We start from the raw sequence: 24,672 nt of genomic DNA, 5'->3' as shown, positions 1-24,672 counted from the left end.
AGTTCAGTCTCGGGATCATCCGGAGCTACCTCGCAGACACCCAATCCGTCCTGCTGCTGCTGGCGATAGCGGGGACCGCCGCCTTGCTGCTGGTCGCGGGCCGGGGCAGCGGCGCGAGACAGGTCGCGCTCGTCACCGCGGGCAATCTTGCGATCAATCTCGCTTTCTTCCTGAGCCATCCGGTCGTCACGCCTTATTACACGATACCCATCGCCATGCTTTCGATGTGGAGTCTGTTGTTTGCCTGGCTGACGCAGCCGGCGGAAGCGGTGGATGGCGCCGGTGCCGGGCAGGCGGCAAGCGCCTGACCATGGTATGGACTATTGAGTCGACAAATGTGGCCGGACAGGCGTTGCAGCGATGACGACACCGACGATGCGGATTGCGGTCCTGGTGCCGTGCTTCAACGAGGAAGCCGCGGTCGCGACCGTCGTCGCGGATTTTCGTAAAGCCCTGCCGACGGCTGAAATCTTCGTCTACGACAACAATTCGTCTGACCGTACCATCGCGGTCGCGCGCGAGGCCGGCGCCGAGGTGCGCAGCGAGCGCCACCAGGGCAAGGGCCATGTGGTTCGGCGCATGTTCGCCGACGTCGATGCCGATATCTATGTGCTGGTCGACGGCGATGCGACCTATGACGCGGCCAGCGCGCCGCGCATGATCGACCGGCTGAACTCGGATCATCTCGACATGGTGGTGGGCTTCCGCGTCGATCAGGTCCAGGCCGCCTACCGGCCCGGCCACCGCACCGGCAACTGGATGCTGACCAGCTTTCTGTCGTCGGTTTTCGGCCAGGACTTCAAGGATATTCTCTCCGGCTACCGCGTGTTCTCGCGCCGCTTCGTCAAATCCTTTCCGGTGCTGTCGGACGGCTTCGAGATCGAGACCGAGCTGACCGTGCATGCGCTCGAGCTGGCGCTGCCGGTCGCCGAGGTTGAGACGCCGTATTACGCCCGGCCGGAGGGATCGTTCAGCAAGCTCAACACCTGGCGCGACGGTTTCCGGATTCTCGGCACCATCCTGAAACTCTACCGGTCGGAGAAGCCGTTGCGCTTTTTCACGGCCATCGGCATCTTCCTGATGCTGGTTTCGGTCGGGCTCGCGATTCCCGTCATTGTCACCTACCTCGAGGAAGGTCTCGTTCCCCGCCTGCCGACCGCGGTTCTGTCGATGGGCCTGATGATCGTGGCGGTGTTGTCGGTGTCATCGGGGCTGGTGCTCGATACCGTGACGCGCGGACGCCGCGAGATGAAGCTCTTGGCCTATCTGTCGCAACCCCCCATCAACAGGAACTGAGGCGGTTCGGGATTTGGCGGGACTGCGACGATGGACCGCGCCGCCGCCAGATGCTATCCCGCGCGTCATGAGCGACCTCTCTCTCACCATATTGGCCGAGACCGCCAATGACGCGCAGGCGATCGAACGCCTGCATGAGCGCACCTTCGGGCCCGGCCGTTTCGTGCTGAGCGCCTACCGGCTCCGCGAGCATGTCGATCATCTGCTCGAGCTGTCGTTCACGGCCTGGATCGGCACGCTGCTGGTGGGTTCGGTGCGCCAATTGCCGGTTCTGATCGGCGACACCAGGGCTCTGCTGCTGGGGCCTTTGACCGTCGAGCCGCCGTTCCGCGGCCGCGGCGTCGGCCGTGCGCTCCTGGATCGCGCGCTGAAGGATGCGAAGGCAAAAGGCCATCGCCTGGTGCTGCTGGTCGGCGACGAAGCCTATTACAGCCGCGTCGGCTTCAAACTAATCCCGAAGGGACGCGCGAGCATGCCGGGACCGGTCGACTACAGCCGGCTGCTGGTGGCGGAACTCGCCGCCGGCGCATTTACCGACGTGTCCGGCGCGATTCGACCGGACTGGAGCATGGCGCGATAGCGTCCGCTTCTCAGAAGCAGGTCACGCGCTCGGCGGCGACGTAGCCCAGCAACAATCCAACGCCAAACAGCAGCACTAGTCCGGCGGCCCCGAACTCGACCCCGCGCATCAGCAGCGCACCGCTACCCTCGCGGCCGGCAGTCAGCCGCCGCGCCAGCCCTTTTGCCGAGACCGCGATGACGGCGATGGTTGCAACGGTGATAGCGGTGCCGAGCCCCATGACGAAGGTGGCGGCGACGCCGGCCCAGAACAGCCCCTGCGCCAAAGCGAACACCAGAACCAGAATGGCCCCCGAACATGGCCGGATGCCGACGGTGAGAACCGCGCTGAAACCTCGCCGCCAGCCGCCGGGACCGGCAAGTTGCACGGGCTCGGGACCATGGGAATGTCCGCAATGCGCGTCATGGATGTGGCGATGATCGTGATGCGCGGCATTGCCGTGTTCAGGCACATGCTCACAAACGACAGTTGCGTGCGCAGGGGCATGGTCGTGATGATGATGATGATGATGCCCGTGATCGCCGTGATCGTGCGAGAGTTGCCTGTGATTGAGACGAGGTGACGCCGCATGCGCGAGAACGGGCGCCAGTTGCGGGCCGGCCCTTCGCCAGGACGATCGCAACGCCCGGATGAAGCCGGCGCCCTTGCTCCAGACCAGCCGGACGCCGAAGGCCGCGATCAGCGTGTAGCTGGCGATCTCGATCACGCGCTCGGCGCCGCACATGGTTTTCGCGGTGACGTTGAGCAGCCAGGCACCGATCCCGACGATCAGCACCGCGATCAGCGATTGCATCATCGCTGAGACGAACGACAGCACGATACCGCGTCGCGCGGTCTCTTCGTTGGCGACCAGATACGACGAGATCACCGTCTTGCCGTGGCCCGGGCCCGCGGCGTGGAATATGCCGTAGGCGAACGAAATCGCCAGCAGCGTCCAGACCGCGCTGCCGTCGGCCTTGGCGGCGCGAATGGTGGACGACATCTCGCGGTAGAATTCCGATTGCTTCATCAGCAGCCAGCCGACGATGCCACCCACCTGTGCATCGGGCGCCGCGGGCGGGCCGCCAAACGGATTTTGCGCCAGCGCGTCATGCAGGGCGCCGTCGATTGCCAGACCGGCCAAAGCGATCGCCAGGCAACTCAACGCGATCTGTCGGTTCTTTTTCATATTCGTGATCCTCAAGGACAATCCACCGTGATCCTGTTGGCGAACATCGCCCCGTAATTGGCGTTCACGCCATTGAGAAAGGTGTCTTCGCTGAGCTTCTGGGCCGCGGCCGTGCCGTCGCTGGGACGCTGGACTGCGGCGGTGCAAGCGGCGGGCGCGCCGACCAGGCGAACCGGATCCTGCTTTTGCAGCGAAAAATCGACGAAATAGGAGGGGTCGAAGATCTCGACCACGAGCTGCCTGGTCGTGATCGGCGCCGCGAACGGAAGCGTGAAGTGGAGCACCAGCGTGCCATCGTGGTAGTCGAGAAAGTAGTCGGTCGGATTGCGAAATTTCTGTTTTATTCCCTCGACCTTGGTGAAGGTGAAGAAACCGTACGCTTTCAGCGATTCCATATTGGTCTGCGCCAGCGGCGCCAGTTCTTCACGGGTATAGGCGCCTTTCTTTTTTGCGACCGTCCCCTGCAAGGCATAGGCGGAGAACATGTCGTCGAACGTCCAGGCGTGCCGGATCGCCGTAACCGAGCCGTTCGGCGCATAGATCAGTTCGCTCGCCGCGGTAACCCAGACGTGCGGATGGGCCTGCGCCGCGCCTGCGCTGAAGGCGAGCGCCGCTGCAGCCGACAATAGATGAAGCAACCGATGCCAACGGTCCCGGTGGCCGGACCTTGCGCAGCTCATATTTTTTTCGAGATGCCAAGGAAGAAGCCGCGGCGCGGCCCGAATTGCGGCGCGAACACGCCGATGCCCGAACCATCCCTGATCTCGTAGATCTCGTCGAACAGGTTGACGACGTCGAAGCGAACCGTCATCGGCAGGGGATCGTTGGGCAGCAGGAATTCGCGCTTGATGCCGACATTGACCTGCGTGTAGGCCGGCACCGTGCCGATATTGGCGTCGCCGGCCCGCAGGCCGCTGCCGTAGATCATGTCGGCGCTGAGTTTGGTGCCGCACCACCAATTCCCGCCGGTTCCGAACGTTTCCGCGACCGTCGCCGGCCGGCCGCCGCAGAACTGATAGAGCGCGCCCGCCGAGGCAGTGACGAACTGATTGTGGTCGGTATAGACGAAGTGCGTCTGGATGTACTGAAACTCGGTCAGGCCGCCGAGGTCCGCGAGCGGCGTGGTGTTGTTGAACAGGTACTGGTTCGACACCACCTGGCTCGCTCGCTGCTGAGCCACGGCGACGTTGGCATAGGCCTGGAAGTTGCCGCTGTTGTACTTGGCGTGGAATTCGATGCCTTCGTTGTATCCGTTGGCATAGTTGAATGCGCTCAGCACCAGGGCTTGGCCGAAAAGGCCATTGTCGATGAGGTCGGTCGCGATTTTATAGTAGGCATCGACGCCGAGCTCGAGGCTGGAGCAGTCCTTTGGCGATGACGCGGTGCATCCCAACGGAATCTTCTGATCGACGCCGGCGTCGAAATAATGCGAGCGCTCCGGCTGGACGGGATCGTTGGCCTGACCGGCATTCGGCGCGCCCGTCGTGTTGGCAAACAAGCCGATATTGGCGGGAGCCGCCTCCACCAGCGTCGGCGGCGTAAAGTAGCGGGCATAGCCGGCATGGAACGTGGTGTTCTCGAACGGCTTGTAGGTCGCACTCAACCGCGGGCTGAGCTGGTTGGCGCTGACGAATTGATACATCTGGTCGAAGCGCAGGCCGGCATTGATGGTGAACTGGTTGGTCAGCTTCCACTCGTCCTGGGCGTAGACCCCCATCAGCACGCCGAGCTTCGAGACATTGTCGGTGATCGACTCCGGCGCACCATTGTCGCTGCCGTCGCAGACCATGCACGGCTCGACCAGCGAGGTATTGCCGACGAAGGCCTGTTCGCCGCTGACGCTGAAGCCGGCGCGGATCGTATGGGCCGAATTGATCTGGTACGAACCGTCGCCCTGGATGCCGTTGGTGAAGGAGGTGCGGGTGATGGTCGAGGCGATGCCGTTCAGCAGGAGATCGCCGACCGGATCCGGCAGGTAGTGCAGGTTGTTGTAGCGGGTGAAATAGGACAATTGCCCGTCGAAACCCTCGTAGGATTTCTGCACCGACAGCACGCCGAAGTGAGTGACCTCCCACTGGTTTTCGTTGAGCTGCGCTGAATTGAAGCTGTTGATGCCGAAGGCGCTGGTGACCGGCGGGTTTCCGAGCGTTCCGATCGGTTGACCGGGGTTGTTGGGAATCTGAAAATTGTTGTTCGAGGTGCCGGCGATCAGGCTGACCCGGGTGGTCGGGTCGATGAACGCGGACATGTAGGCAAAGCCTTTTTCCTGCTGGGAGAAATCGTGGATCGCGTTGTACGCCCCCGTCGGGGGCTCAAGTCCCAGCGTGGTCTGCAGGTAGCGGCCGGTGAAATAGTACTGGACGCCGGCAAAGCAATCCGCGGACGCGGCCGGTGCCTTGACATAGGTTGGCGTGGTCGCGGGCGTTGCGGGGCAATTGCTGCCGAACGTGCCGCCATATTCGAAGCTCGGCGTAATGGTGCCGTGGCTGCCGCCGTAAATGCCGACGCTGCCGCTGTTGTTGAAAATGTCGCTGCGGGTGGTCATGTCGACCAGGCCCACCGTGCGCAGCCCGTATTCGGCCGGCAGCGCGCCGGTGACCAGTGTCATGGTGCCGATGAAACTGGTGTCGAAGATGCTGCCGAAGCCGGTGACGCCGTCGGGCAGCATGATCCCGTTGATCCGGTATTGCACGTTGGCATGATCGTTGCGGACATGCAGCGAGCCGCTGGCGGCGGAATCCTGCGAGACTCCCGGCGCCTGCAGCAGCACTTTCTCGACCGGCGCGGCATCGCCCCCAGGCAGATCCTGGATGGTTTGGTGGCTGATGGTGTCGGAGGTCGTTCCATTGGTCGTGAACAGATTGCTCCGCGCCTGATCGAACACGCTGGATTTTCCGGCGAGCTGCGCCGCCGGCGAGACCGGCGGCGGTGCGCCGGGCTCCTCGCGCGGGCGCCCGGCAGTTACGCGCGTCTTGGGAGGGCGCGGCTTCGCGGTTCGCGGTGCCGTGACCTCGACCTCCGGGAGCATTTTGGGGCCGCTTGCGGCGGGCGCCGGCGCCGGGGCCGCCGGTGGTGCAGGTGCAGGCGTCGCCGTGGCTTCGGGCGCAGGCACAGGATTGGGCGTCTGCGACCGCGCCGTTTCGATGCCGCACAGCATCAGACAGGCCGCACCGTAGCTGGCCAACATTCGTTTCGAGGATACCGGCATTGTCCCGATCCTGATAAAGCCGCCGCCGTATTCGTCGTCGACGAATGAGGAAAGCGCCTGCCGCCGACGTCAGGCGGACTGATTTCGTCTGATCCATCGGTGCCCCGCCACGCGCGGCGCGGCGGTCCCCAAGGGAATCACGAACCGATCGAGGTCAGGAAGTCGGGGGAGCGCGGGGCTGAAAGGCGACGCGAACGGCGTTCAGATGGACGAACTCGGCGTCGGTGGTCAGGCGCAGAAATTCGATCGCCTGCGGCAGCAGCAGCAGCGGAGGCGTCGCAAACAGCACCGTGTTCGCCATCGCCATGACGGCGCAGATCGCGCAGGTGTCGCCCGGCTGCTGGTCTGAATCGGGGCTGGATGACGGCGATTGCTGCTGGACCGAGGCAATAACCGGCGCGGCGTGCGCGGCGACCCCGTGGAAATGTCCGAACGAAAGTGCAAACTGGATCGCCAGCGCAACGAGCGCCGCGCGCGAACCATGTCTGATGTTCGATCGGAACCACTTCATGCAGCGTTGCACCTTGCGCCGGGAGGCCGAGGCATTTCGACCGCTTGCGACGTTACACTATAACATCGCAAGCGTCTGCGCTGGATGTCAACCGTAGTCCGTCCGTCCCGCTCGAAAATTCGCAAGCGCTGTGTGATTCGCGCAACGCCGCGGCGTGGGCCGCGATCAGCGTCCCTCGCGCAGCCAGGTGGCCGCGAACGCGCCGAGCAGCAGCAGCAACCCGATCAGCCCGGCGAACATCGGCAGCACGCCGACGCCCTTGACGATGCTGGCATCGCGCATCCGCACGCCCATCCAGCCGTCGCCGTGGAACACGCTGGATGAACGCACCGGCACGATGCGCGGAAGCTCGACACCGGAGCCGTCGGCGATGCGCCTGGTGTCGCCGCCGCTGGCCTGCGTCAGCGGCTTGAGCAGGTCGGTGGTGGAAGTGACTTCGGAAAATTCCTTCGGATTGGTCGGGCCGACATTGATCAGCGCCTTCAGCGTGCCGTCGCTGGCCTGCCAGAGGCCGAGTTCGCCGGCAGGGATGGTCGAGCGCCAGGTCCCCGGCTCGCTTTCGCTGAGCGTCACTTCGCGCGTTGCCCCCGTCGGAGAGGTTACCGTCACCGGCGCGACGCTGTCGGCCATGGTCTGGCGCAGCACCACGAGATCGTGGCCCTGGACCTGCAGGCGCAGCGCCTCCTCGTCGAGATCGGGCTGCTGCATCAGCCAGTGCGACATCCGCCGCAACAGATCGAGATGCGGTCCGCCGCCTTCATAGCCGCGCGCCCACAGCCAGATGTGGTCGGATAACAGCAGCGCGACACGGCCCTCGCCAAAGCGCGACAGCAGCAGCAACGGCTTGCCGTCGGCGCCCGTCATCAAGGGCGGGCTGGTCGCGTTGCGGGTGTCGACGGTGCGGAAGAACCGGCTCCAGTGCGGCGGCTCAAAGCTCGATCCTTCCAGCCCGCGCGTCACCGGATGGCGCTTTCCGGCATCGCTCAGATGCGCGTAATAGGGCTTCTCGGTGACGCCGACGGGTTCGGCCGGCAGCACCGAATCCAGCGGCGTGCGCCAGATGCTGGTGTTCGACGCGTAATCGGGACCGGCGGACACCAGCACCGCGCCGCCGGAGCGCACATAACGGGCGATATTGTCGAAATAGGCGATCGGCAGCACGCCCTGGCGGGCGTAGCGGTCGAAGATGATCAGCTGGAATTCGTTGATCTTCTGCTGGAACAATTCGCGGGTCGGAAACGCGATCAGCGACAATTCGTTGATCGGCGTGCCGTCCTGTTTCTCCGGCGGGCGCAGGATCGTGAAATGCACGAGATCGACGCTGGGGTCGGATTTCAGCAGGTTGCGCCAGGTGCGTTCGCCGGAATGCGGCTCGCCCGACACCAGCAGCACCCGCAATTTGTCGCGCACGCCGTCGATTGCGACCACGGCGCGGTTGTTGACCGGCGTCAGTTCGTTTTCCAGCGGAGAGGCCTCGATCTCGACGATGTTGGGTCCGGAATGCTTGATGTCGATGTCGACATTGACGGTCTGGCCGCTCAGCACGGTGCGTTCGTTGATCACTTCGCCGTCACGGCGCACCGTGACCTTGGCGCGGTCGCCGCTGACGCCCTGATCGTCGAGCCGGTAGGTGATGGTCTGGGGCTGGCCGACGATGCCGAAGCGGGGCGCGGCTGATATCGCGATGCGGCGGTCACGTTCGTTGCTGCGTCCGGTGATCAGCGCATGCACCGGGGCCTGGAAGCCCAGCGCTGCGGCGTTGGCGGGAATGTCGTGCACCCGCCCGTCGGTGATCAGGAACGCGCCGGCGACGCGATCGACGGGAACGTCGGACAATGCGGAAGACAGCGCGCCGAACAATTTGGTGCCGTCGGTCTCGCCATCGGCCTGGCCGGCCTCGACCACCCGCACTTCCAGCCCCTTGATCTTCTTCAGGCTGTCGACCAGGGCTTCGCGGGCCTGTTCGGTCTCGCGGGTGCGGTTGCCGAAATTCTGGCTCGGGCTCTTGTCGATCACGACGGCGGCGACCGACGACAGCGGCTCGCGGTCCTCGCGGGTGAACGACGGATTGGCCAGCGCCAGCAGGATCAGCGCCAGCGCGGTGACGCGGATCACTGCACCGCGCGCGCGTCCGAGCAGCAACAGGACGGCGATCACCGCGATGGCGGCGAGCCCCAGCCACAGGACGAAGCTCGGAACCAGCGGCGTGAACGCGATACCGTACTGCATGTCGCGATCCTATTGCCCGAGCCGTTCGATCAGCGCGGGCGCGTGCACCTGGTCGGCCTTGTAGTTGCCGGTCAGCGTGTACATCACGATGTTGACGCCGGCGCGGAAGGCGAATTCGCGCTGTCGCGGTTCGCCCGGCGTCAGCGGCAGCATCGGCTGTCCGTCGGGGCGCATCGCCCAGGCGCCGGCGAGATCGTTCGAGGTGATGATGATCGGCGAGACGCCGTCGCCGCCGCGCGCCGGCCGCGAGGAATCCTCATCGTCCTCGCCGCGCGGCAACGCCTCGACCCAGGTCTGGCCGGTGTTGAAACGGCCGGGAAAATCGCGCAGCAGATAGAAGGTTTTGGTCAGGACGTGCTCGCGCGGCACCGGCTCCAGTTCGGGAACGTCGAGCGAGGACAACAGCTCGCGCAGCGCCACCATGCCCGGCGTCTGCGACGCGCCGTTGTCTCCCGGCGGCGCATCGATGGCGTCGCGGGTGTCGAACAGCACGGTGCCGCCCTGTTTCATGTAGGCGTCGATGCGGTTGATGGCGTCCTGCGGCGGTTTTGCGGCCCCCGGCACGACCGGCCAGTAGATCAGCGGGAAGAACGCCAGTTCGTCATGTGCGGGATCGACGCCGACGGGATCGCCGGCTTCCAGCGCCGTGCGCTGCGCGAGGAACAGGGTCAGTCCGGCCATGCCGGCCTTGACGATGGAATCCACGTCGGCATTGCCGGTGACGACATAGGCGAGCCTCGTCTGCGAGGTGGCCTGCATCGCGAAATCGTCCTTGTCGTCGGCATGCGATGGCGAGGGTGCGAAGGCCATCACCGACAACATCAGCGCCAGTGCGGCCGGCACCGCGCGCCGCCGCAGCAGCGCCGCGATGCCGCCGCCGAGCATCGCCACCACGACGGCGTCAATCAGGAACAGTGCCAGCGCCGCCGACAGCAGGATTCCGCGCAGGTCCCGCGGCTCGGCATTGGTGTAGCTGGCGCGCCGGGCGCGCAAGGAGGCAGTATTGAGCGGCGCGATGCGATCGGCAGCGGCCAGCGTGTTGACCGCGAGCGGACCGTCGGCGGGGCCATAGAATCCGGGCGGATGCTCCGGGTTCGCCCGGTCGCGGAAATCGGCCGCCAGCGGTTTTGCGGTCGAGGGCGGCGGTCCGAACGCGCCGAAACCGTCGAGCGTGTGCAGCGGCGCCACCGTCTCGGTGCTGGCCTGGGTGGCGACGCCGGGGCCCGGTTTGGCGGTGTAGCCGGACATGTCGACGATCCTTCTCAGCATCTCCACGAAAGTGCCGGACATCGGCAGGTCGGACCAGCGCATGTCGGCGCTGACGTGAAACAGGATCACCATGCCCTTGCCGCGGTGTTCGCCGGTCACGAGCGGGGTGCCGTCTTCCAGCGAGGCCCAGCTTTTCGTCGCCAGTACCGCATCCGGCTCGGCCAGCACCTGGCGGTTGACGGTGACGTCGCCCGGCACCGCGATGCCGGCGAACGGCTGATCGGCGGCGAAGGCTGCGAGATGCTGCGGCTTTTCCCAGGTCAGGCTGCCGCCGAGGCTGCGGCCGCCGCGGCGCAGTTTGACCGGCACCAGGTCGTCATCGGCCTGCGCCAGCCGCGGTCCGGCAAAGCGCACCAGCACGCCGCCCTGCTCGATCCACGCGGTCAGCCGTTCGCGGATTTCCGGCGACAGCGTGCCGACATCGGCCAGCACCATCATCGGCAGCTTCTGGTCGAGGAATTGCGTGATCACCTGCTGCGGCGCGCCCTTGTCGCCGAGCCGCACATCGGCGAACGGCGCCAGCGCCCGGGTCAGATAGAACGTCGAGGCCAACAGCGGCTGCGCTGTATCGGTGCTCGATCCGGAGACCACGCCGATCGCGCGCCTGCGCCAGCGCTTGTCGAGCAGCTGCACCGCGCCGGCCGATCGTTCGCCGGAAATCTCGAGCCGCGCGATATCGTTGCGCAACTCGACCGGAAGATCGAAGGCGGCTTCGGTCTCGCGCTCGCCCGGGGCAAAGCTGTAGCGGGCATCGCCGATCGGCGAACCCTTCTGGTCGAGCGCGCGCACCACGCCGGCTTCAATGCCGCCATCGGCGCGCAGCACCTTTACCGTCATCTTCGCGGCGGCATTTTCGGCCGCCGCCAGCGCCAGCGGCGGCGGCGTGCCGCCTTCGAAAATCGTCAAGGTCCGATCCCCGATGGTCTTGTTGAGGCCCTCCAGGAATTCCGGCCCGCGCCCGGTATCGACACCGTCGGTCAGCCAGGCGATCTCGCAGTCGCCGGTCATTTTAAGGAAACGCTCGATTGTGGGCAGGGTTTCGACCCGCTCGATCGAATAGGGTTTTGGCACCAGCTGGCGCAACGCCACGCGCGCGGTGCCGCCCGGCATGATGGTGACGTCGCGGGCGGGCTCGGACAGCGGTACCAGGGCTACGCCGCGCCGGTCGTTGTCGGCGTTGGCGATCAGTTCGTCGGCAGCCTTGATCCTGGCATCCCAACTCGAGGCAGCGCTCCAGCCGTCATCGAGCAGGATCAGAAGCGGCGCGCGCGAGCCGGCAACACCGGTTTGCGGATTCCAGATCGGCCCCGCCGCCGCCAGGATCACCAGCGCAGCCGCGGCCAGGCGCAAGGCGGTGAGCCACCACGGCGTGCGCGCCGGGGTTTCCTCTTTCGGTGCGATGTCGAACAACAATCGCGTCGGCGGGAATTCGATGCGCCGCGGCCGCGGCGGCATCACCCGCAACACCCACCACAGCACCGGCAGGCTCAACAGGCCGAGCAGCAACATCGGTTCGGCAAAGGAAAGCGGAAGACCGGCGATCATGCGCTTCGCCCCGCTTTGACGGTTGAGGTGCGCGCGCTGCCCTTGGCTACCATCATGCCGGAATGCAGGAACAACAGCAGTTCGGCCGCCGAGCGGCTGGTGGTATGGGTCGAGAACAGCCAGTCGAGCTTGTCGGTCTCGGCGCGGATCTGGTCGCGATGCAGCGCCACCCGCGCCACATAATCGCCGGCCCATTTCTCGGCGCGGCCGGCGGTGATGATGCCGCCGCCTTCGGGCTCGACGAATTCGATCCGGCCGGAATAAGGAAAGCTTTCTTCGGCGGGATCGACGATCTGGATCAGCGTGCCGTGCGCGCCCGATGCGGACAGTCCGGCCAGCATGGTCCTGATCTCCGATATCGGCGACCAGAAATCCGACAGCACCACAACCTCGGCCAGCGCCGAGGGCACAAACGACGGCGGCAGGCTCAGCCGTGCGGCATCGTCATGCAGCATCGCCTGCGCCATCTTGTCGATCACGCTGCGGCTCGCGGTCGGATTCATCAGGCCGGGGATGCCGACGCGTTCGCCGCCGGCGACCAGCAGTTCGGCGAGCGCAAACGTCACGATCAGCGCGCGTTCCAGCTTGCTGTCGCGCGACTGCTTCGAGGCGAACGCCATCGACGGCGAACGGTCCGGCCAAAGCCAGACCGTATGGGCGGCTTCCCATTCCTGCTCGCGGACATAGAGATGATCGTCGCGCGCCGAGCGCCGCCAGTCGACGCTCTGCGACGGTTCGCCGGAGACGAAGCGGCGGTATTGCCAGAAACTTTCGCCGGCGCCGGCGCGCCGTCGTCCGTGCAGGCCATGGATCACGTTGGCGGCGATGCGGCGGGCCTCGAGCACGAGACGCGGCAGCGTTGCCGCCAGCGTCCGGCTCTCACCATCGGCACGCCGGATTGCGGTGATCTCCTGGGCGGCGTGCTTGGTTTCTGCGGCCATCAACCGATCCGCGTTTTCAACTGTTTGATCACGTCGGGAATGGTGCGGCCCTCGGCGCGCGCGGAGAAGGTCAGCGCCATGCGGTGCTTGAGCACGGGCTCGGCGAGATCGAGCACGTCGTCGATCGACGGCGCCAGCCGCCCGTCGAGCAAAGCGCGGGCGCGGACCGCCAGCATCAGCGACTGGCTGGCGCGCGGTCCCGGTCCCCAGGCGATCAGCTTGCCGGCTTCGCCGCCCTCGGGGCCCGGTCTGGCCGAGCGCACCAGCGTCAAGATCGCCTCGACCACGGAATCGCCGACCGGCAGCCGTCGCACCAGCCGCTGCGCCGAGATGAGAATGTCGGCGTTCATCGCGGCCTTGGCCAGCGTCTCCTCGGCGCCGGTGGTCTCGAACAGGATGCGCCGCTCGGCGTCGCGATCCGGATAGTCGACGTCGATCTCCATCAGGAAGCGATCGAGCTGCGCCTCCGGCAGCGGGTAGGTGCCTTCCTGCTCCAGCGGATTTTGCGTCGCCAGCACGTGAAACGGTTTCGGCAGATCGTGGCGCGCGCCGGCAACCGTGATGTGCTGTTCCTGCATCGCCTGCAGCAGCGCCGACTGGGTGCGCGGGCTGGCGCGGTTGATTTCGTCGGCCATCAGCAATTGCGCGAACACCGGACCCGAGATGAAACGGAACGAGCGCTTGCCCGAACTGCTCTCGTCCAGCACCTCGGCGCCGAGAATGTCCGACGGCATCAGGTCGGGGGTGAACTGGATGCGCTTGGCATCGAGCCCGAGCGTGATGCCGAGCGTCTCGACCAGTTTGGTCTTGGCAAGACCGGGCACGCCGATCAGAAGCGCGTGACCGCCGGACAGGATCGTCACCAGGGTATTTTCAATCACCCGGTCCTGGCCGAAGATGACGGTGGAGACCGCATCCTTGGCGGCGCGGATTTGTCCGGCGACCTGTTCTGCCGAGCGGACGATCACGTCCTCGAGTTTTTCGACACCTTCTGCGCCAGCCATTGATGAGTTCTCCTTCGACCCGATCCTTCGACTTCAAGCTCGTCTTGGACGCCGCCGATTGCGTCGTCCTGCCATGAACCCCATGCTAAACTTATGCGAAGGCCATGTATTTGTTGAATTAAACTATCCCCACATTATCGGCATTTCGGGGTATGAACGGCATCACGATGTGGCGACTTGATCCGTTATATTACGGGCGGAACTCGTCGAGGACACACGTCGAAGACTTGCACCAATCGTGCCAATTTTCGGCGGTCAGAGTCAGGGCAAACCATGGCGAAGCAAGGGCAGACCACGCAACAAGGCCTTGAAGGGCTGACGGCTGCCGCCAAGGACGCTGCGAACGACAGCGTTGCCGGAAAGGGGCTGCCCCCGGTGCATCTGTGGAATCCGCCGTTCTGCGGCGATCTCGACATGCGAATCGCCAGCGATGGTACGTGGTTTTACCTGGGCACGCCAATCGGAAGGCCGGCGCTGGTGCGATTGTTTTCGACCATCCTCAAGCGCGAGGACGGCAAGCACTTTCTCGTGACACCGGTGGAGAAGGTCGGCATCCGCGTCGACGATGCGCCGTTCCTCGCGGTCGAGATGGTCAGGGAAAGCGATGATCGCGGCCCTCTGCTTTCCTTCCGGACCAATGTCGACGACTGGGTGACGTGCGACGCCGCCCACCGCCTGCGCTTCGAGGCGGCCGCCGACGGCGGATTGACGCCGTATCTCCACGTTCGCGCCGACCTGTGGGCCAAGGTTACCCGCGCGCTCTACTACGATCTGGTTGACATGGGCGAGGAGCGGGTGGTCGATGGTGCCAGGATGTTCGGCGTCGCATCGGGCGGGGAGTTTTTTGCAATGGCCGATGCGGAGCAGGTGAGGGGCGCGCTTTGAACGGACCGATGCTGAAGACCGATCCGGCTGCGATCAGCGCGGCGGAATTTTTCGCCCGCGCCCGCGCGCGGCTCAATTTCGACGTCCCGCCCGGTCTCGTCGACCCCAACATCATCCCGAGGAGCGGCGATCGCGGCAACGACCGCATGCTGGAGATCGTCGCGCGCGAGCAGCCGGTTCGCCCCGCCGCGGTCTTGATTCCGGTGGTCGACCGTCCGCAGCCGACCGTACTGCTGACGCAGCGCTCGGCCCAGCTCAACGAGCATGCCGGCCAGATTTCCTTTCCCGGCGGCAAGATCGACGCCACCGATGCCTCACCGCTCGCCGCCGCGCTGCGCGAGGCCGAGGAAGAGGTCGGATTGAAACGCGAGTTCATCGAGCCGATCGGCTATCTCGATCTCTACGGCACCAGTTTCGGGTTTCGCATCCTGCCGACGGTGGCGCGGGTGCGGCCGGGCTTCGAGCTGCTCATCAGCAAAGCGGAAGTCGATGACGCCTTCGAGGTGCCGCTGGCGTTCCTGATGGACCCGGCCAATCATCAGACGCACACGCGGGAATTTCGCGGCATGGAGCGCTCCTACTACGCGATGCCGTTCGCGGAACGCTATATCTGGGGCGCGACCGCGGGAATCCTGCGGGTGCTGTACGAGCGGATCTGCCTGTCATGATCCGTCCGGCCCTCACCGAGGTCCTGGTTTTCCTGAGCCCGTTCGCGGTCTATGTGCTGTTCCTGCTGGCGACCCGTTCCGGGCTGATCGTGCAGTCGTCGTGGCCGCTGCATGTCATCGCCAAACTCTTGATCGGCGCGCTGCTGCTGGTGATCGCCAGTCTCGTCCTGCTCGCGGAATTTTCCGGCGCGTCGCCGAATTCGACCTACGTTCCGGCGCACATCGTGAATGGCAAATTCGTTCCCGGAGTTGAAAAATGAGCGACGCGCGGGTGCTGGACGCGCCCTGGCTCAGATCCGGTCCGTCCGCCCGCGTGCTGAAACTCCTGAACGGCGACGGCGAGGAGGCGCGCGTGGTCGGCGGCGCGGTCCGCAACGCGCTGCTCGGGATTCCGATCGGCGACATCGATATCGCGACCACCGCGCCGCCCACCGAAGTGGTCCGCCGTGCCAGGGCCGCGGGCATCAAGAGCGTGCCGACCGGCATCGAGCATGGCACCGTGACGCTGGTGCTCGACGCGCAGCCGTTCGAGGTCACGACCCTGCGCGAGGATACCGAGACGTTCGGGCGCAAGGCCAAGGTGGCGTTCGGCCGCGACTGGGTCGTCGATGCCGAGCGGCGCGACTTCACCATCAACGGCCTGTCGGTCGACGCCGATGGCGCCATATACGATTACGTCGGCGGGCTTGCGGACATTGCCGGCAAACGCGTGCGCTTCATCGGCGACGCTGCCCAGCGGATCGCCGAGGACTATTTGCGCATCCTCAGGTTCTTTCGCATCCATGCCGCCTTCGGCGCGGGCGAGCCCGATCGCGCCGGCTATCTCGCCTGTATCGCCGCGCGCGCCGGCCTTGCCACTTTGTCCGCCGAACGGGTGCGCATGGAGATGATGAAGCTGATGATCGCCGATGGCGCGGCCGGCGCGACCATCGCGATGGCGGATGGCGGCTTGCTGCAGACGATCCTCGGCGGCGTCGCCTATACCGGGCCGTTTGCGGCGATGGTCGCAGCCGAGCGGCGGATGGGACTGAAGCCGGACCCGGTTCGAAGGCTCGGCGCGCTCGCGGTCGCCGTCACCGAGGATGCGAGACGCCTCGCGGCACGGATGCGGCTGAGCAATGCCGAGGCCCGCGCGCTGGATTCGATGGGCCATCGCTGGTGGCGGCTCGCCGGAATGGACGAGGCGACCGCGCGGCGCAGGCTCTACCGGCTCGGTGCGGAGCGCTATCGCGACCGGCTGATGCTGGCCTGGGCGCGGGCCGGCGGCGACGGCGATGGCGCGCGGTGGCAAATGCTTGCGACCTTGCCGGAGCGCTGGAGCGCGCCGAAATTTCCGCTGAAGGCCGCCGATTTCATCGCGCGCGGCATGGCCGAAAGCCCGGCGCTCGGGCAAGTGCTGGCGCTCGCCGAAGACGCCTGGCTCGCGGCGGAATTTCCGCTCGATGAGGCCGCGCTGAAGGCCATTGCCGATCAGGCCGTAACGCGATACACGCGCGACATCCGGCCGTGAATATCCTTTCGGGCTTTGCCGATATCTCGCTGTTGCAACTCCTGCTGGTCGCGGGCGTGGCGCTGTTTGCCTCCGTCATCGGCGGGCTCGCCGGCTACGGCACCGGCGCGCTGATGCCGCTGGTGCTGGTGCCCTTGATCGGCGCAGAACCGGTGGTGCCGATCATCGCCATTTCGGCGATCTTCACCAATCTCAGCCGCATGGCCGCCTATCTGCGCTATGCCGACCGCCGTCGCGCGGTGATCGTCATCGTGGCGGGCGCGCTTTCGACCGCGCTCGGCGCCTACGGCTATACGCGGCTGACGAATTCCGGCGCGGCGCTGGTGATCGGCGCCATGCTGATATCGAGCGTGCCGCTGCGCCGCCTGGCCAGGCGCCGCGATATCAGGATCGGCGATACCGGGCTTGGTCTCGGCGCGGTCGGATACGGCGTCGTGGTCGGCGGCACCTCGGGCTCCGGCGTGATCCTGTTGTCGCTGCTGATGGCGGCGGGGCTTCAAGGCGCCGCGGTGATCGCCACCGACGCCGTGATCTCGGTCGTCACCAGCCTGATCAAGATTTCGGTGTTTGGCCTGGCCGGCGTGGTCACCGCGCAGGTGCTCGCCTTCGCACTCCTGATCGGTGCGATCTCGTTTCCGGGAGCGTTTTTCGCGCGAGCCTTCGTCGAACGCATGCCGGTGCATATCCACACCGCGATCCTCGACGTCGCCGTCATCATAGGCGGCGTGGTGATGATATCGTCGGCGCTGCGGAGTTTGTTCTAGTTCAACGATTTCGACGTTCGACTCATATCGGCATCGTCCCCGAACCTCATCCTGAGGAGCATCGCATGAGCGATGCGTCTCGAAGGATGGCCGCGGGCGATGGCCGTGCAAGCCGCCATCCTTCGAGACGCAAGCCATCGCCCTTGGGGCGATGGCTTGCTCCTCCAGCGATAACGGCGAAGCCGTTACGCGGGTATGAGGTCAGAGAGCCTGGAAACGACCGGGTTCAGTTGGCGGCCTCTTTTATTTCAAATGCGAGGGCATGGCGCCTATTGGCACCAAACGGACCAACCGGGTCGGTCTGATGAAGTCCGTTGATCGGGGTAGACCGGAAGTGGCCGGACCACGGTCAAAATGACGCAAATGAACCCAACTCGGACATCAGCAGCCTCCAAGCAACCGGCGCTCGCGGTTGATGCTGATCGAATATTAGCCTCGAGGTGGGAGCCGCAGTGCGCCGGGGCATCCTATTTCCAGAACTGAGCACTATTGACCAGTAAGGCGGCCTCTTAATGCGCCATGATTATCCACCGCCGCCCAGCCCTCGGCACGCAATCTGACGCCGAAATGGGCGACCATTTATGGAAGACTTGGGACGAGTAGTCGTCATTTTAACGAGCACTCAAAAGAAGACCGTTCTCGCCGCATTCCTGGGCTGGATGCTCGATGCTTTTGATTTCTTTCTGCTCGTCTTCTTGTTGGGAGACATCGCTAAGGAGTTCGACGTCAAGGTTTCAGACGTCGCTTACGCGGTTTTTCTTACACTCGCCATGCGCTTCATCGGCGCATTCATTTTCGGCCGCCTCGGCGATCGTTTCGGGCGCAAGCCAATTCTTATGCTGGACATCGTCTCCTACTCTGTCATCGGCGCTCTTGCCGCCTTTGCGCCAACTCTGTGGGCCTTTCTAGCGCTGCGCGCCTTGTTTGGAATAGCGATGGGTGGCGAGTGGGGTCTCGGTAGCGCACTTGCAATGGAAGCAATTCCGCCACAAGCGCGGGGCTTCGTTTCTGGCATTTTGCAATGTGGTTATCCCTTTGGTTATCTGCTCGCCTCGATCGCCTATGGCCTTTTATATAAAGCGAATATCGGCGATTTCACCATAGGCTGGCGCGCGATGTTCCTCCTCAGCGTACTACCCGCGCTCATAGTCCTTTTTATTCGCGCGCATGTACCGGAATCTCCGGCCTTTGCCGAAAGAAAGGACGCCCCTAAGCCTAAACTGATGGAAACGCTGCGCTCGAATTGGGGCGTCGCACTCTATGCGGTCGTGTTGATGATGTGCTTCAATCTGTTCAGCCATGGCACACAAGACCTCTATCCGACATTCCTGCAAAAGCAGCATGCGTTCGATAGCGCAACCGTCAGCTGGATTACGATCGTGGCCAACCTCGGCGCGATCGTCGGCGGCCTGTTCTTCGGCTTCGTTTCGGAGAAAATCGGCCGGGTCAACGCCATCACCGTCGCCGCGCTCATCGCGCTCCCGGCTCTGCCGCTTTGGGCCTATTCATCGACCCCGTTCATGCTGGCGCTCGGCGCCTTCGTTATGCAGATCAGTGTGCAAGGCGCCTGGGGCGTTATTCCGGCGCATCTGAATGAAATCTCGCCGGGCGCGGTGCGCGCGACCTTGCCGGGCTTCGTCTATCAAGCCGGCAATTTCCTCGCTTCCTACAATGGACCGTTCCAAGCCAAGCTCGCCGAGTCTTCGGGCGACAATTATAGTTTCGCGCTCGCGGTGGTGGCAGGCGTTATCGCGGTTGCAATCGTCGTCATCATTCGCTTCAGTCCAGAACGCCGCGGCGAAGTTCTGACTGTCACGAGTTGACATCCAGCGGATGGAAATCACGCCTGCCAGCGGTCGTTCTCCTGCTGGTCGGCGTGCCGATCTCGCTTTTTCTGATCTGAGCGGACCACGATGGACCATTTTGATGCCGACATCCTGATCCTCGGCGCTGGCGGCGCCGGCCTGCGGGCCGCGATCGCCGCCGCGCAGTCCGCTCCGGAGTCGACTATCGCCCTGGTCTCCAAGGTCTATCCAATGCGCAGCCACACGGTTGCGGCGGAAGGCGGCTCGGCCGGCGTGGTGCAGGACCATGATAGCCTCGACAACCACTTCAATGACACCGTCGCAGGCGGCGACTGGCTGTGCGAACAGGACGTCGTCGAATATTTCGTCGAACATTGCACGCCGGAAATGGTGCAGCTCGAGCATTGGGGTTGCCCGTGGAGCCGCAAGCCGGATGGCCACATTAACGTTCGCGCATTTGGCGGGATGAAAATCGAGCGCACGTGGTTCGCCGCCGATCGCAGCGGCTTCCATATTCTTCACACCTTGTTCCAGACCTCCACTAGGTTCCCCTCTATCAGACGCTTCGACGAACATTTCTGCGTCGATCTATTGACCGAAGACGGCCGCGCCCAGGGTGCGGTGGTGCTCTCGCTTTCCACCGGTGAATTCGCCGCCATCCATGCCCGCGCCGTAGTGATTGCGACTGGCGGTGCCGGCCGGGTGTTCCGGCAAAATACCAATGGCGGCATCGTTACCGGTGACGGCATGGCTTTGGCCTACCGACACGGCGTGCCGCTACGTGACATGGAATTCGTTCAGTACCATCCGACCTGCCTGCCCGGCACCGGCATTCTGATCACCGAGGCGTGCCGCGGCGAAGGCGCGTTCCTCCTCAACAAGGATGGCAATCGTTACCTGCAGGACTACGGGTTGGGGCCAGCCGAGGCTAAGCCACGTAACAAATACATGGAGCTGGGACCGCGCGACCGTCTGAGTCAGGCGTTTTGGCACGAGCAGCGCAAGGGTCGTACTCTCACCACGCCGCAGGGCGAAGCGGTGTTGCTTGATCTGCGCCACATCGGGAGCGCCCGGATCAAGGAACGGCTGCCCCTGATCTGCGATCTGGCCAAACAATTCATGGGTGTCGACGCGACGACAATGCCGATTCCGGTGCGTCCCGCTGTGCATTACACGATGGGCGGCATCTTGGTGGATATCCGCACCGCCTCGCCGCTTGCCGGTTTGTTTGCCGCCGGCGAATGCTCCAGTGTCGGCATCCATGGTGCCAACCGGCTGGGATCAAACTCGCTCGCCGAGCTCTCCGTATTCGGCCGTGTTGCCGGCGAGCAGGCAGCCCTATTTGCGCGGGGCAGCTCGGCCGCCCGCCGATCGGACCAGGCGGCTGACGTGGCGGCCAAGGCGTTGGCGTTGCTGGACCAGAAAGGCGCCGGCGAGCGCCATGCAGTGCTGCGGGCCGAGATGGGAGCCAGCATGGAAAAGGGCTGCGGCATCTATCGGCTTGGACCGGAGATGCAAAACACCTGCGACACGTTGGCGGAACTTCGAAAGCGCTATGCAGGGATCACGCTGGAAGACAAGTCGCGCGCCTGGAACACCGATTGGATCACGGCCATAGAACTCGGCTTCCAGCTGGACGTTGCTCAGGCGATGGCACATTCGGGTTTGGCACGCACCGAATCCCGCGGTGCTCACCAGCGTCTGGACGGTTTCGAGCAGCGCGACGATGCCAATTTCCTGCGTCACAGCCTCGCACATTATCGGAGTGCCGACACTCCCCATATCACTTACGCGCCGGTAACCATCACCAAGTCGCCTCCGGGTCAGCGCGCTTATGGTGCGCTGGGCGAGCACGAAGAGGCCGCAAGCAAGGACGTGTCCCCAAAGGGCGGGCGTCCACCAGCCCCTAAGGATCCTGCGCATGTCTGATACCATTGCCAGTTCGAAGACCATCGAACTGCGCGTGCTGCGCTACCGCCCCGCTTCGGATGCCGAGCCGGTCTTTGTCAGCTATCGCGTGCCCTACACCGATGACATGTCGGTTCTGCAGGCGTTGCAATCCATCAAGGATACGCAGGATGGCAGCCTGTCGTTCCGTTGGTCGTGCCGTATGGCGATCTGCGGCAGCTGCGGCATGATGATTAATGGCGAGCCGAAACTGGCCTGCAATACCTTTGTCCGCGACCTCACCCCCAACGCCGCAGTCATCGAGCCGCTGCAGAATTTCCCGATCGAGCGCGACCTTGTGGTGACCGTGGGCGATTTCGTCAAGAAGATCGAGAGCATCTATCCCTACCTCATGCCAAAGGTGCCGAAGCCGATCGAGGACGGCACCTATCTGCAGACACCCGCGCAAATGACATCGTATGAATCCTTCAGCGACTGCATCAATTGCATGTTGTGCTATGCCGCCTGTCCACAGTTCGGAGCTAATCCCGATTTCATCGGTCCTGGCGCAATGGCCCTGCTGCAACGATATAATGGTGACTCGCGCGATGGCGGACAACAATTCCGGCTGGACCGGATCCACGGGGAAGACGGGGTATGGGCCTGCACCGCGGTTGGCGTCTGCTCCGAGGTCTGTCCAAAACAGGTCGACCCAGCCAACGCCATCAATCAGAACAAGACCAACAGCGCGCTTGATTTCTTCTTGCGTTATGTTCGGCGAGAACAGCCATGAGCGAGCGACGCCCGTTCCATCGCCTGCAGCCGCGCCATTGGTGGGCTCATAAGCCCTATCGCGCCTATACCGTGCGGGAACTGTCCGGGGTCGCCGTCGCGGTGTATGGCGCGATCCTGCTGGTGGGTCTGTTCTGCCTGTGGCGGGGGCAGGACGCCTATGCGGTCTACCGGCGGATCCTCGCCAGCGATTGGTCCTTCGTGGTCCATGCGGTTCTGCTCGCCGCGGTGCTTTGGCACGTGGTGACCTGGTTCGAGATCCTGCCCAAAACCATGCCGAAGCTGATCCTGCGAGGCCGGCAACTGCCGCAGCGACAAGTGACCGCGATGGGGCTGCTGATTGCCTTGGTCTGTTCTGCCGCTCTGCTGGTTGTCGTCGTCGCCATAGGGGCCATGTCTTGAGACCCATTAATCACACGGCGCCGAAACGGTCCGCTGCGCCGGTCTTCTGGCTACTGTTCGGTGCCGGCGGCATGTTGTCGGCACTGTTCGGCCCGGCACTGATCATCCTAACCGGATTCATGATCCCGCATGGCTGGGGATTGCCGGCAACCTTCGGCGATTTTCCCCATGTGCTCGCCTTCGCGCGTCACCCGCTCGGAAAGCTGGTGGTTTTGGCGGTGATCGCCTTGTTCGTTTGGCACGGGGCCGAACGTATGTTTCTAACCCTCAAGGATATGCGCGCCGGCAAGCCGCGGCTGTTGCGCCTCGTGACGTATGGCGTCGCAGGCCTGCTGACGCTGGTGACCGCCTCGTTGCTGCTGGCCATCGGCTTTTGACCGACCTGGCAACCCATTCCGCTCGTCCTGGGGGAAAGGCCTTGCTCGACCTATCCTCATCACCGCTGACCGCGAATCCGATACCCGACTATCTCCGTGACGTTTATGCCTGGGCCTACCTCACGCCCTGGCTAACCGGATTCCTGGATCGCCAGGTCGTGGTCCAGGCCATTCTCTGGGGAAATGCGCAGCGGTTGATCCGGGATGTCCTGACTGCGGTGAAGCCGGGTGATCGCATCTTTCAGCCGGCCGCGGTCTATGGCAGCTTCTCCCGTCAACTCGCCGAGCAGATCGGTCGGCATGGCCGTCTCGAGGTCCGCGATATTGCTCCGCTCCAGGTCACTTTAACCCGGCAGAAACTCGCAGGTCTGTCGCAAGTTCAGGTGGCATGCGGCAATGCGGTCGATCCGGAACGAGGGGAATTTGACGCAGTCGCCTGCTTTTTTCTACTTCACGAAGTGCCGGACGACGTGAAGGTGCAGGTCGTAAAAGCCATGCTGGGCTTAGTGCGGCGGGGCGGCAAAGCGATCTTCGTCGATTACCACCGGCCGCATCGTTGGCATCCCCTTAAGCCGGTGATGAAACGGGTTTTTGCTTGGCTTGAGCCGTTCGCCCTCGCAATGTGGTCAGGCGAGATTCAAGAGCTCGCTGGATCGAGCGCTACGGACTTCCGCTGGAGCAAGCGCACACGTTTCATCGGGCTCTATCAGACCGTCATCGCGGAGCGCGAAGGGATCAGCCGCAAAGCGAAGCCTGCCTAAACTGCGGCACCTCTCGTGGCTTTATGACGCTGACAAGCGCGCTGGAACTTGCCCCGCCTCGATGCCCCCCTTTCGGACGGGGTTTTGTTTGATCCGATCACGACGGGTCCCTTTTGTTCTCCCGTAGTGCCGCCCTAACGACATAGGAACGTTTCGGGACTCGGTGCATAACGATGACAACCCGCGACCATTGGATTGAAAATCTTAGCTGTCCGCAGTCTACACCTTGAATTACGACTCACTTTCTAAGAAAACGGGGTACAAAACGGGGTACTAGGTGCAGATCGCGAGCCCACTGAACTCAACCCGGCGGGCTTTTGTTCGGCTGTTGCCGGCAACGGCGAATTGCGAACGCGGCGTTTCAAGCTGGTGCTTTTGGGCGCGACCGACGCAACCGGCGGGACAAATCTGGTCGCCCATCTCTGCTCGAAGCGTCTTTGAAGGTGAAGAGGAATTGCGCTCACAGCCAAGCTCCTGGCTTCCGATCGTCCCAGTCAAGGCTTCAACTCACACCATCGCTTAAAGGTCCGCCAATGTGCCACACATCTTTGGTATCACCCGGACGCGGTCACCACGTACCTTTGGATAGCAAAAGAAACAGGGCGTCATCACCCTTGATTTGAGTGGTTTCGCGAGTGGCCTCGAATCCTTGAGCAAGGGGAACGCCGGCGTCGCTAACCTGCCACTCCCACCGATCTGGTTGGAGGGCGCGGACATTAACGTCAAGAAGGCGTGGGCGGGACTTATCGGCCATCTCCGAATATGCCTCTCCGGTTTGCCGGTTCAACCCCAACTACGTGCGCGACAGATAGAGGCGGACCCGGAGAGGATTGCCCGGGGTGCCTGACATACCGGAACAACATCCTTCCCTGTGGAACCGCTCGGCTATGCTGCTCAATCATTCACGATGGGGTGGTACGTTCAACGGTTCGCGAGTCGCTCAGCCAAAAAGAAACGGCCGCGGCGCTGGGGCAGCTGAGGCCGCCTAATAAGAACTCCCGATGGAGGGGGCTTGTTTCCAGTCGGGTGTTCCTTGCGCTCGACACCGCCAAGCGCAGGCGAGTCTAAGC

At 64.0% G+C, this 24,672-nt stretch carries 21 protein-coding genes and 1 pseudogene; 14 read left to right on the top strand and 8 right to left on the bottom strand.

Annotated features, from left to right (window positions below; all coding sequences use genetic code 11):
- From VK804_RS09190 to VK804_RS09180, 3 genes and pseudogenes are all read left to right on the top strand, one after another.
- A pseudogene (locus tag VK804_RS09190) lies at positions 1–308 on the top strand (hypothetical protein); the annotation flags it as partial.
- Positions 309–360: 52 nt separating this feature from the next.
- Positions 361–1,296, top strand: coding sequence for a glycosyltransferase family 2 protein (locus tag VK804_RS09185; RefSeq protein WP_325370132.1), 936 nt, complete (start codon positions 361–363; stop codon positions 1,294–1,296).
- Between the two features lie 67 nt (positions 1,297–1,363).
- Positions 1,364–1,876 (top strand): N-acetyltransferase, encoded by a 513-nt coding sequence (locus VK804_RS09180; RefSeq protein ID WP_325370130.1) that lies wholly within the window; start codon positions 1,364–1,366, stop codon positions 1,874–1,876.
- Between the two features lie 10 nt (positions 1,877–1,886).
- Here the strand turns inward: VK804_RS09180 and VK804_RS09175 are convergent, their stop codons facing one another.
- The 8 genes from VK804_RS09175 to VK804_RS09140 all read right to left on the bottom strand — a co-directional run bounded on the left by VK804_RS09175 (position 1,887) and on the right by VK804_RS09140 (position 13,751).
- Positions 1,887–3,044 carry a nickel/cobalt transporter gene (locus tag VK804_RS09175; protein WP_325370128.1) on the bottom strand — a complete coding sequence of 386 codons (1,158 nt, stop codon included), beginning with the start codon at positions 3,042–3,044 and terminating at the stop codon, positions 1,887–1,889.
- Positions 3,045–3,055: 11 nt separating this feature from the next.
- On the bottom strand, positions 3,056–3,724 hold the full coding sequence (locus VK804_RS09170) for a DUF1007 family protein (RefSeq protein WP_414642741.1): 669 nt from the start codon (positions 3,722–3,724) through the stop codon (positions 3,056–3,058).
- On the bottom strand, positions 3,721–6,252 hold the full coding sequence (locus tag VK804_RS09165) for a TonB-dependent receptor (RefSeq protein WP_325370124.1): 2,532 nt from the start codon (positions 6,250–6,252) through the stop codon (positions 3,721–3,723). Before VK804_RS09165 ends, VK804_RS09170 begins: the two co-directional genes overlap by 4 nt.
- Positions 6,253–6,406: 154 nt before the next feature.
- Complete coding sequence (locus VK804_RS09160; RefSeq protein WP_325370122.1) at positions 6,407–6,763, bottom strand: DUF2946 family protein; 357 nt, start codon at positions 6,761–6,763, stop codon at positions 6,407–6,409.
- 165 nt (positions 6,764–6,928) lie between these two features.
- Positions 6,929–8,992 (bottom strand): hypothetical protein, encoded by a 2,064-nt coding sequence (locus VK804_RS09155; RefSeq protein ID WP_325370120.1) that lies wholly within the window; start codon positions 8,990–8,992, stop codon positions 6,929–6,931.
- Positions 8,993–9,001: 9 nt separating this feature from the next.
- On the bottom strand, positions 9,002–11,803 hold the full coding sequence (locus tag VK804_RS09150) for a DUF4159 domain-containing protein (protein WP_325370138.1): 2,802 nt from the start codon (positions 11,801–11,803) through the stop codon (positions 9,002–9,004).
- The gene (locus VK804_RS09145; protein WP_325370118.1) at positions 11,803–12,747 is read right to left on the bottom strand and encodes a DUF58 domain-containing protein; all 945 of its coding nucleotides are present in this window, start codon (positions 12,745–12,747) and stop codon (positions 11,803–11,805) included. Before VK804_RS09145 ends, VK804_RS09150 begins: the two co-directional genes overlap by 1 nt.
- The gene (locus tag VK804_RS09140; RefSeq protein ID WP_325370116.1) at positions 12,747–13,751 is read right to left on the bottom strand and encodes a MoxR family ATPase; all 1,005 of its coding nucleotides are present in this window, start codon (positions 13,749–13,751) and stop codon (positions 12,747–12,749) included. Before VK804_RS09140 ends, VK804_RS09145 begins: the two co-directional genes overlap by 1 nt.
- A 273-nt stretch (positions 13,752–14,024) precedes the next feature.
- Here VK804_RS09140 and VK804_RS09135 point away from each other — a divergent pair, with 273 nt between their 5' ends.
- The 11 genes from VK804_RS09135 to rquA all read left to right on the top strand — a co-directional run bounded on the left by VK804_RS09135 (position 14,025) and on the right by rquA (position 23,602).
- Complete coding sequence (locus VK804_RS09135) at positions 14,025–14,636, top strand: DUF1285 domain-containing protein (RefSeq protein WP_325370114.1); 612 nt, start codon at positions 14,025–14,027, stop codon at positions 14,634–14,636.
- A gap of 8 nt (positions 14,637–14,644) precedes the next feature.
- Complete coding sequence (locus VK804_RS09130) at positions 14,645–15,304, top strand: CoA pyrophosphatase (RefSeq protein WP_414642740.1); 660 nt, start codon at positions 14,645–14,647, stop codon at positions 15,302–15,304.
- The gene (locus VK804_RS09125) at positions 15,301–15,564 is read left to right on the top strand and encodes a DUF6111 family protein (RefSeq protein WP_325370110.1); all 264 of its coding nucleotides are present in this window, start codon (positions 15,301–15,303) and stop codon (positions 15,562–15,564) included. The genes VK804_RS09130 and VK804_RS09125 overlap by 4 nt, the downstream gene beginning before the upstream one ends.
- Complete coding sequence (locus VK804_RS09120; protein WP_325370108.1) at positions 15,561–16,814, top strand: CCA tRNA nucleotidyltransferase; 1,254 nt, start codon at positions 15,561–15,563, stop codon at positions 16,812–16,814. The genes VK804_RS09125 and VK804_RS09120 overlap by 4 nt, the downstream gene beginning before the upstream one ends.
- Positions 16,811–17,578, top strand: coding sequence for a sulfite exporter TauE/SafE family protein (locus VK804_RS09115; RefSeq protein WP_325370106.1), 768 nt, complete (start codon positions 16,811–16,813; stop codon positions 17,576–17,578). The genes VK804_RS09120 and VK804_RS09115 overlap by 4 nt, the downstream gene beginning before the upstream one ends.
- Positions 17,579–18,159: 581 nt before the next feature.
- Positions 18,160–19,401, top strand: coding sequence for an MFS transporter (locus VK804_RS09110; RefSeq protein ID WP_325370104.1), 1,242 nt, complete (start codon positions 18,160–18,162; stop codon positions 19,399–19,401).
- A 90-nt stretch (positions 19,402–19,491) separates the two neighbouring features.
- Positions 19,492–21,312 (top strand): fumarate reductase (quinol) flavoprotein subunit, encoded by a 1,821-nt coding sequence (gene frdA / locus VK804_RS09105; protein ID WP_325370102.1) that lies wholly within the window; start codon positions 19,492–19,494, stop codon positions 21,310–21,312.
- The gene (locus VK804_RS09100) at positions 21,305–22,063 is read left to right on the top strand and encodes a succinate dehydrogenase/fumarate reductase iron-sulfur subunit (RefSeq protein ID WP_325370100.1); all 759 of its coding nucleotides are present in this window, start codon (positions 21,305–21,307) and stop codon (positions 22,061–22,063) included. Before frdA ends, VK804_RS09100 begins: the two co-directional genes overlap by 8 nt.
- Complete coding sequence (locus VK804_RS09095) at positions 22,060–22,464, top strand: fumarate reductase subunit C (protein ID WP_325370098.1); 405 nt, start codon at positions 22,060–22,062, stop codon at positions 22,462–22,464. Before VK804_RS09100 ends, VK804_RS09095 begins: the two co-directional genes overlap by 4 nt.
- The gene (gene frdD, locus VK804_RS09090) at positions 22,461–22,841 is read left to right on the top strand and encodes a fumarate reductase subunit FrdD (RefSeq protein ID WP_325370096.1); all 381 of its coding nucleotides are present in this window, start codon (positions 22,461–22,463) and stop codon (positions 22,839–22,841) included. Before VK804_RS09095 ends, frdD begins: the two co-directional genes overlap by 4 nt.
- A 41-nt stretch (positions 22,842–22,882) precedes the next feature.
- Positions 22,883–23,602 carry a rhodoquinone biosynthesis methyltransferase RquA gene (gene rquA, locus VK804_RS09085; RefSeq protein WP_325370094.1) on the top strand — a complete coding sequence of 240 codons (720 nt, stop codon included), beginning with the start codon at positions 22,883–22,885 and terminating at the stop codon, positions 23,600–23,602.
- The last annotated feature ends 1,070 nt before the right edge of the window (positions 23,603–24,672 follow it).

Source organism: Bradyrhizobium sp. (assembly GCF_035484855.1).
Lineage (GTDB): Bacteria > Pseudomonadota > Alphaproteobacteria > Rhizobiales > Xanthobacteraceae > Bradyrhizobium.
The sequence above is the reverse complement of the archived record's forward strand: the minus strand, read 5'-3'. Positions and strand labels throughout refer to the sequence as shown.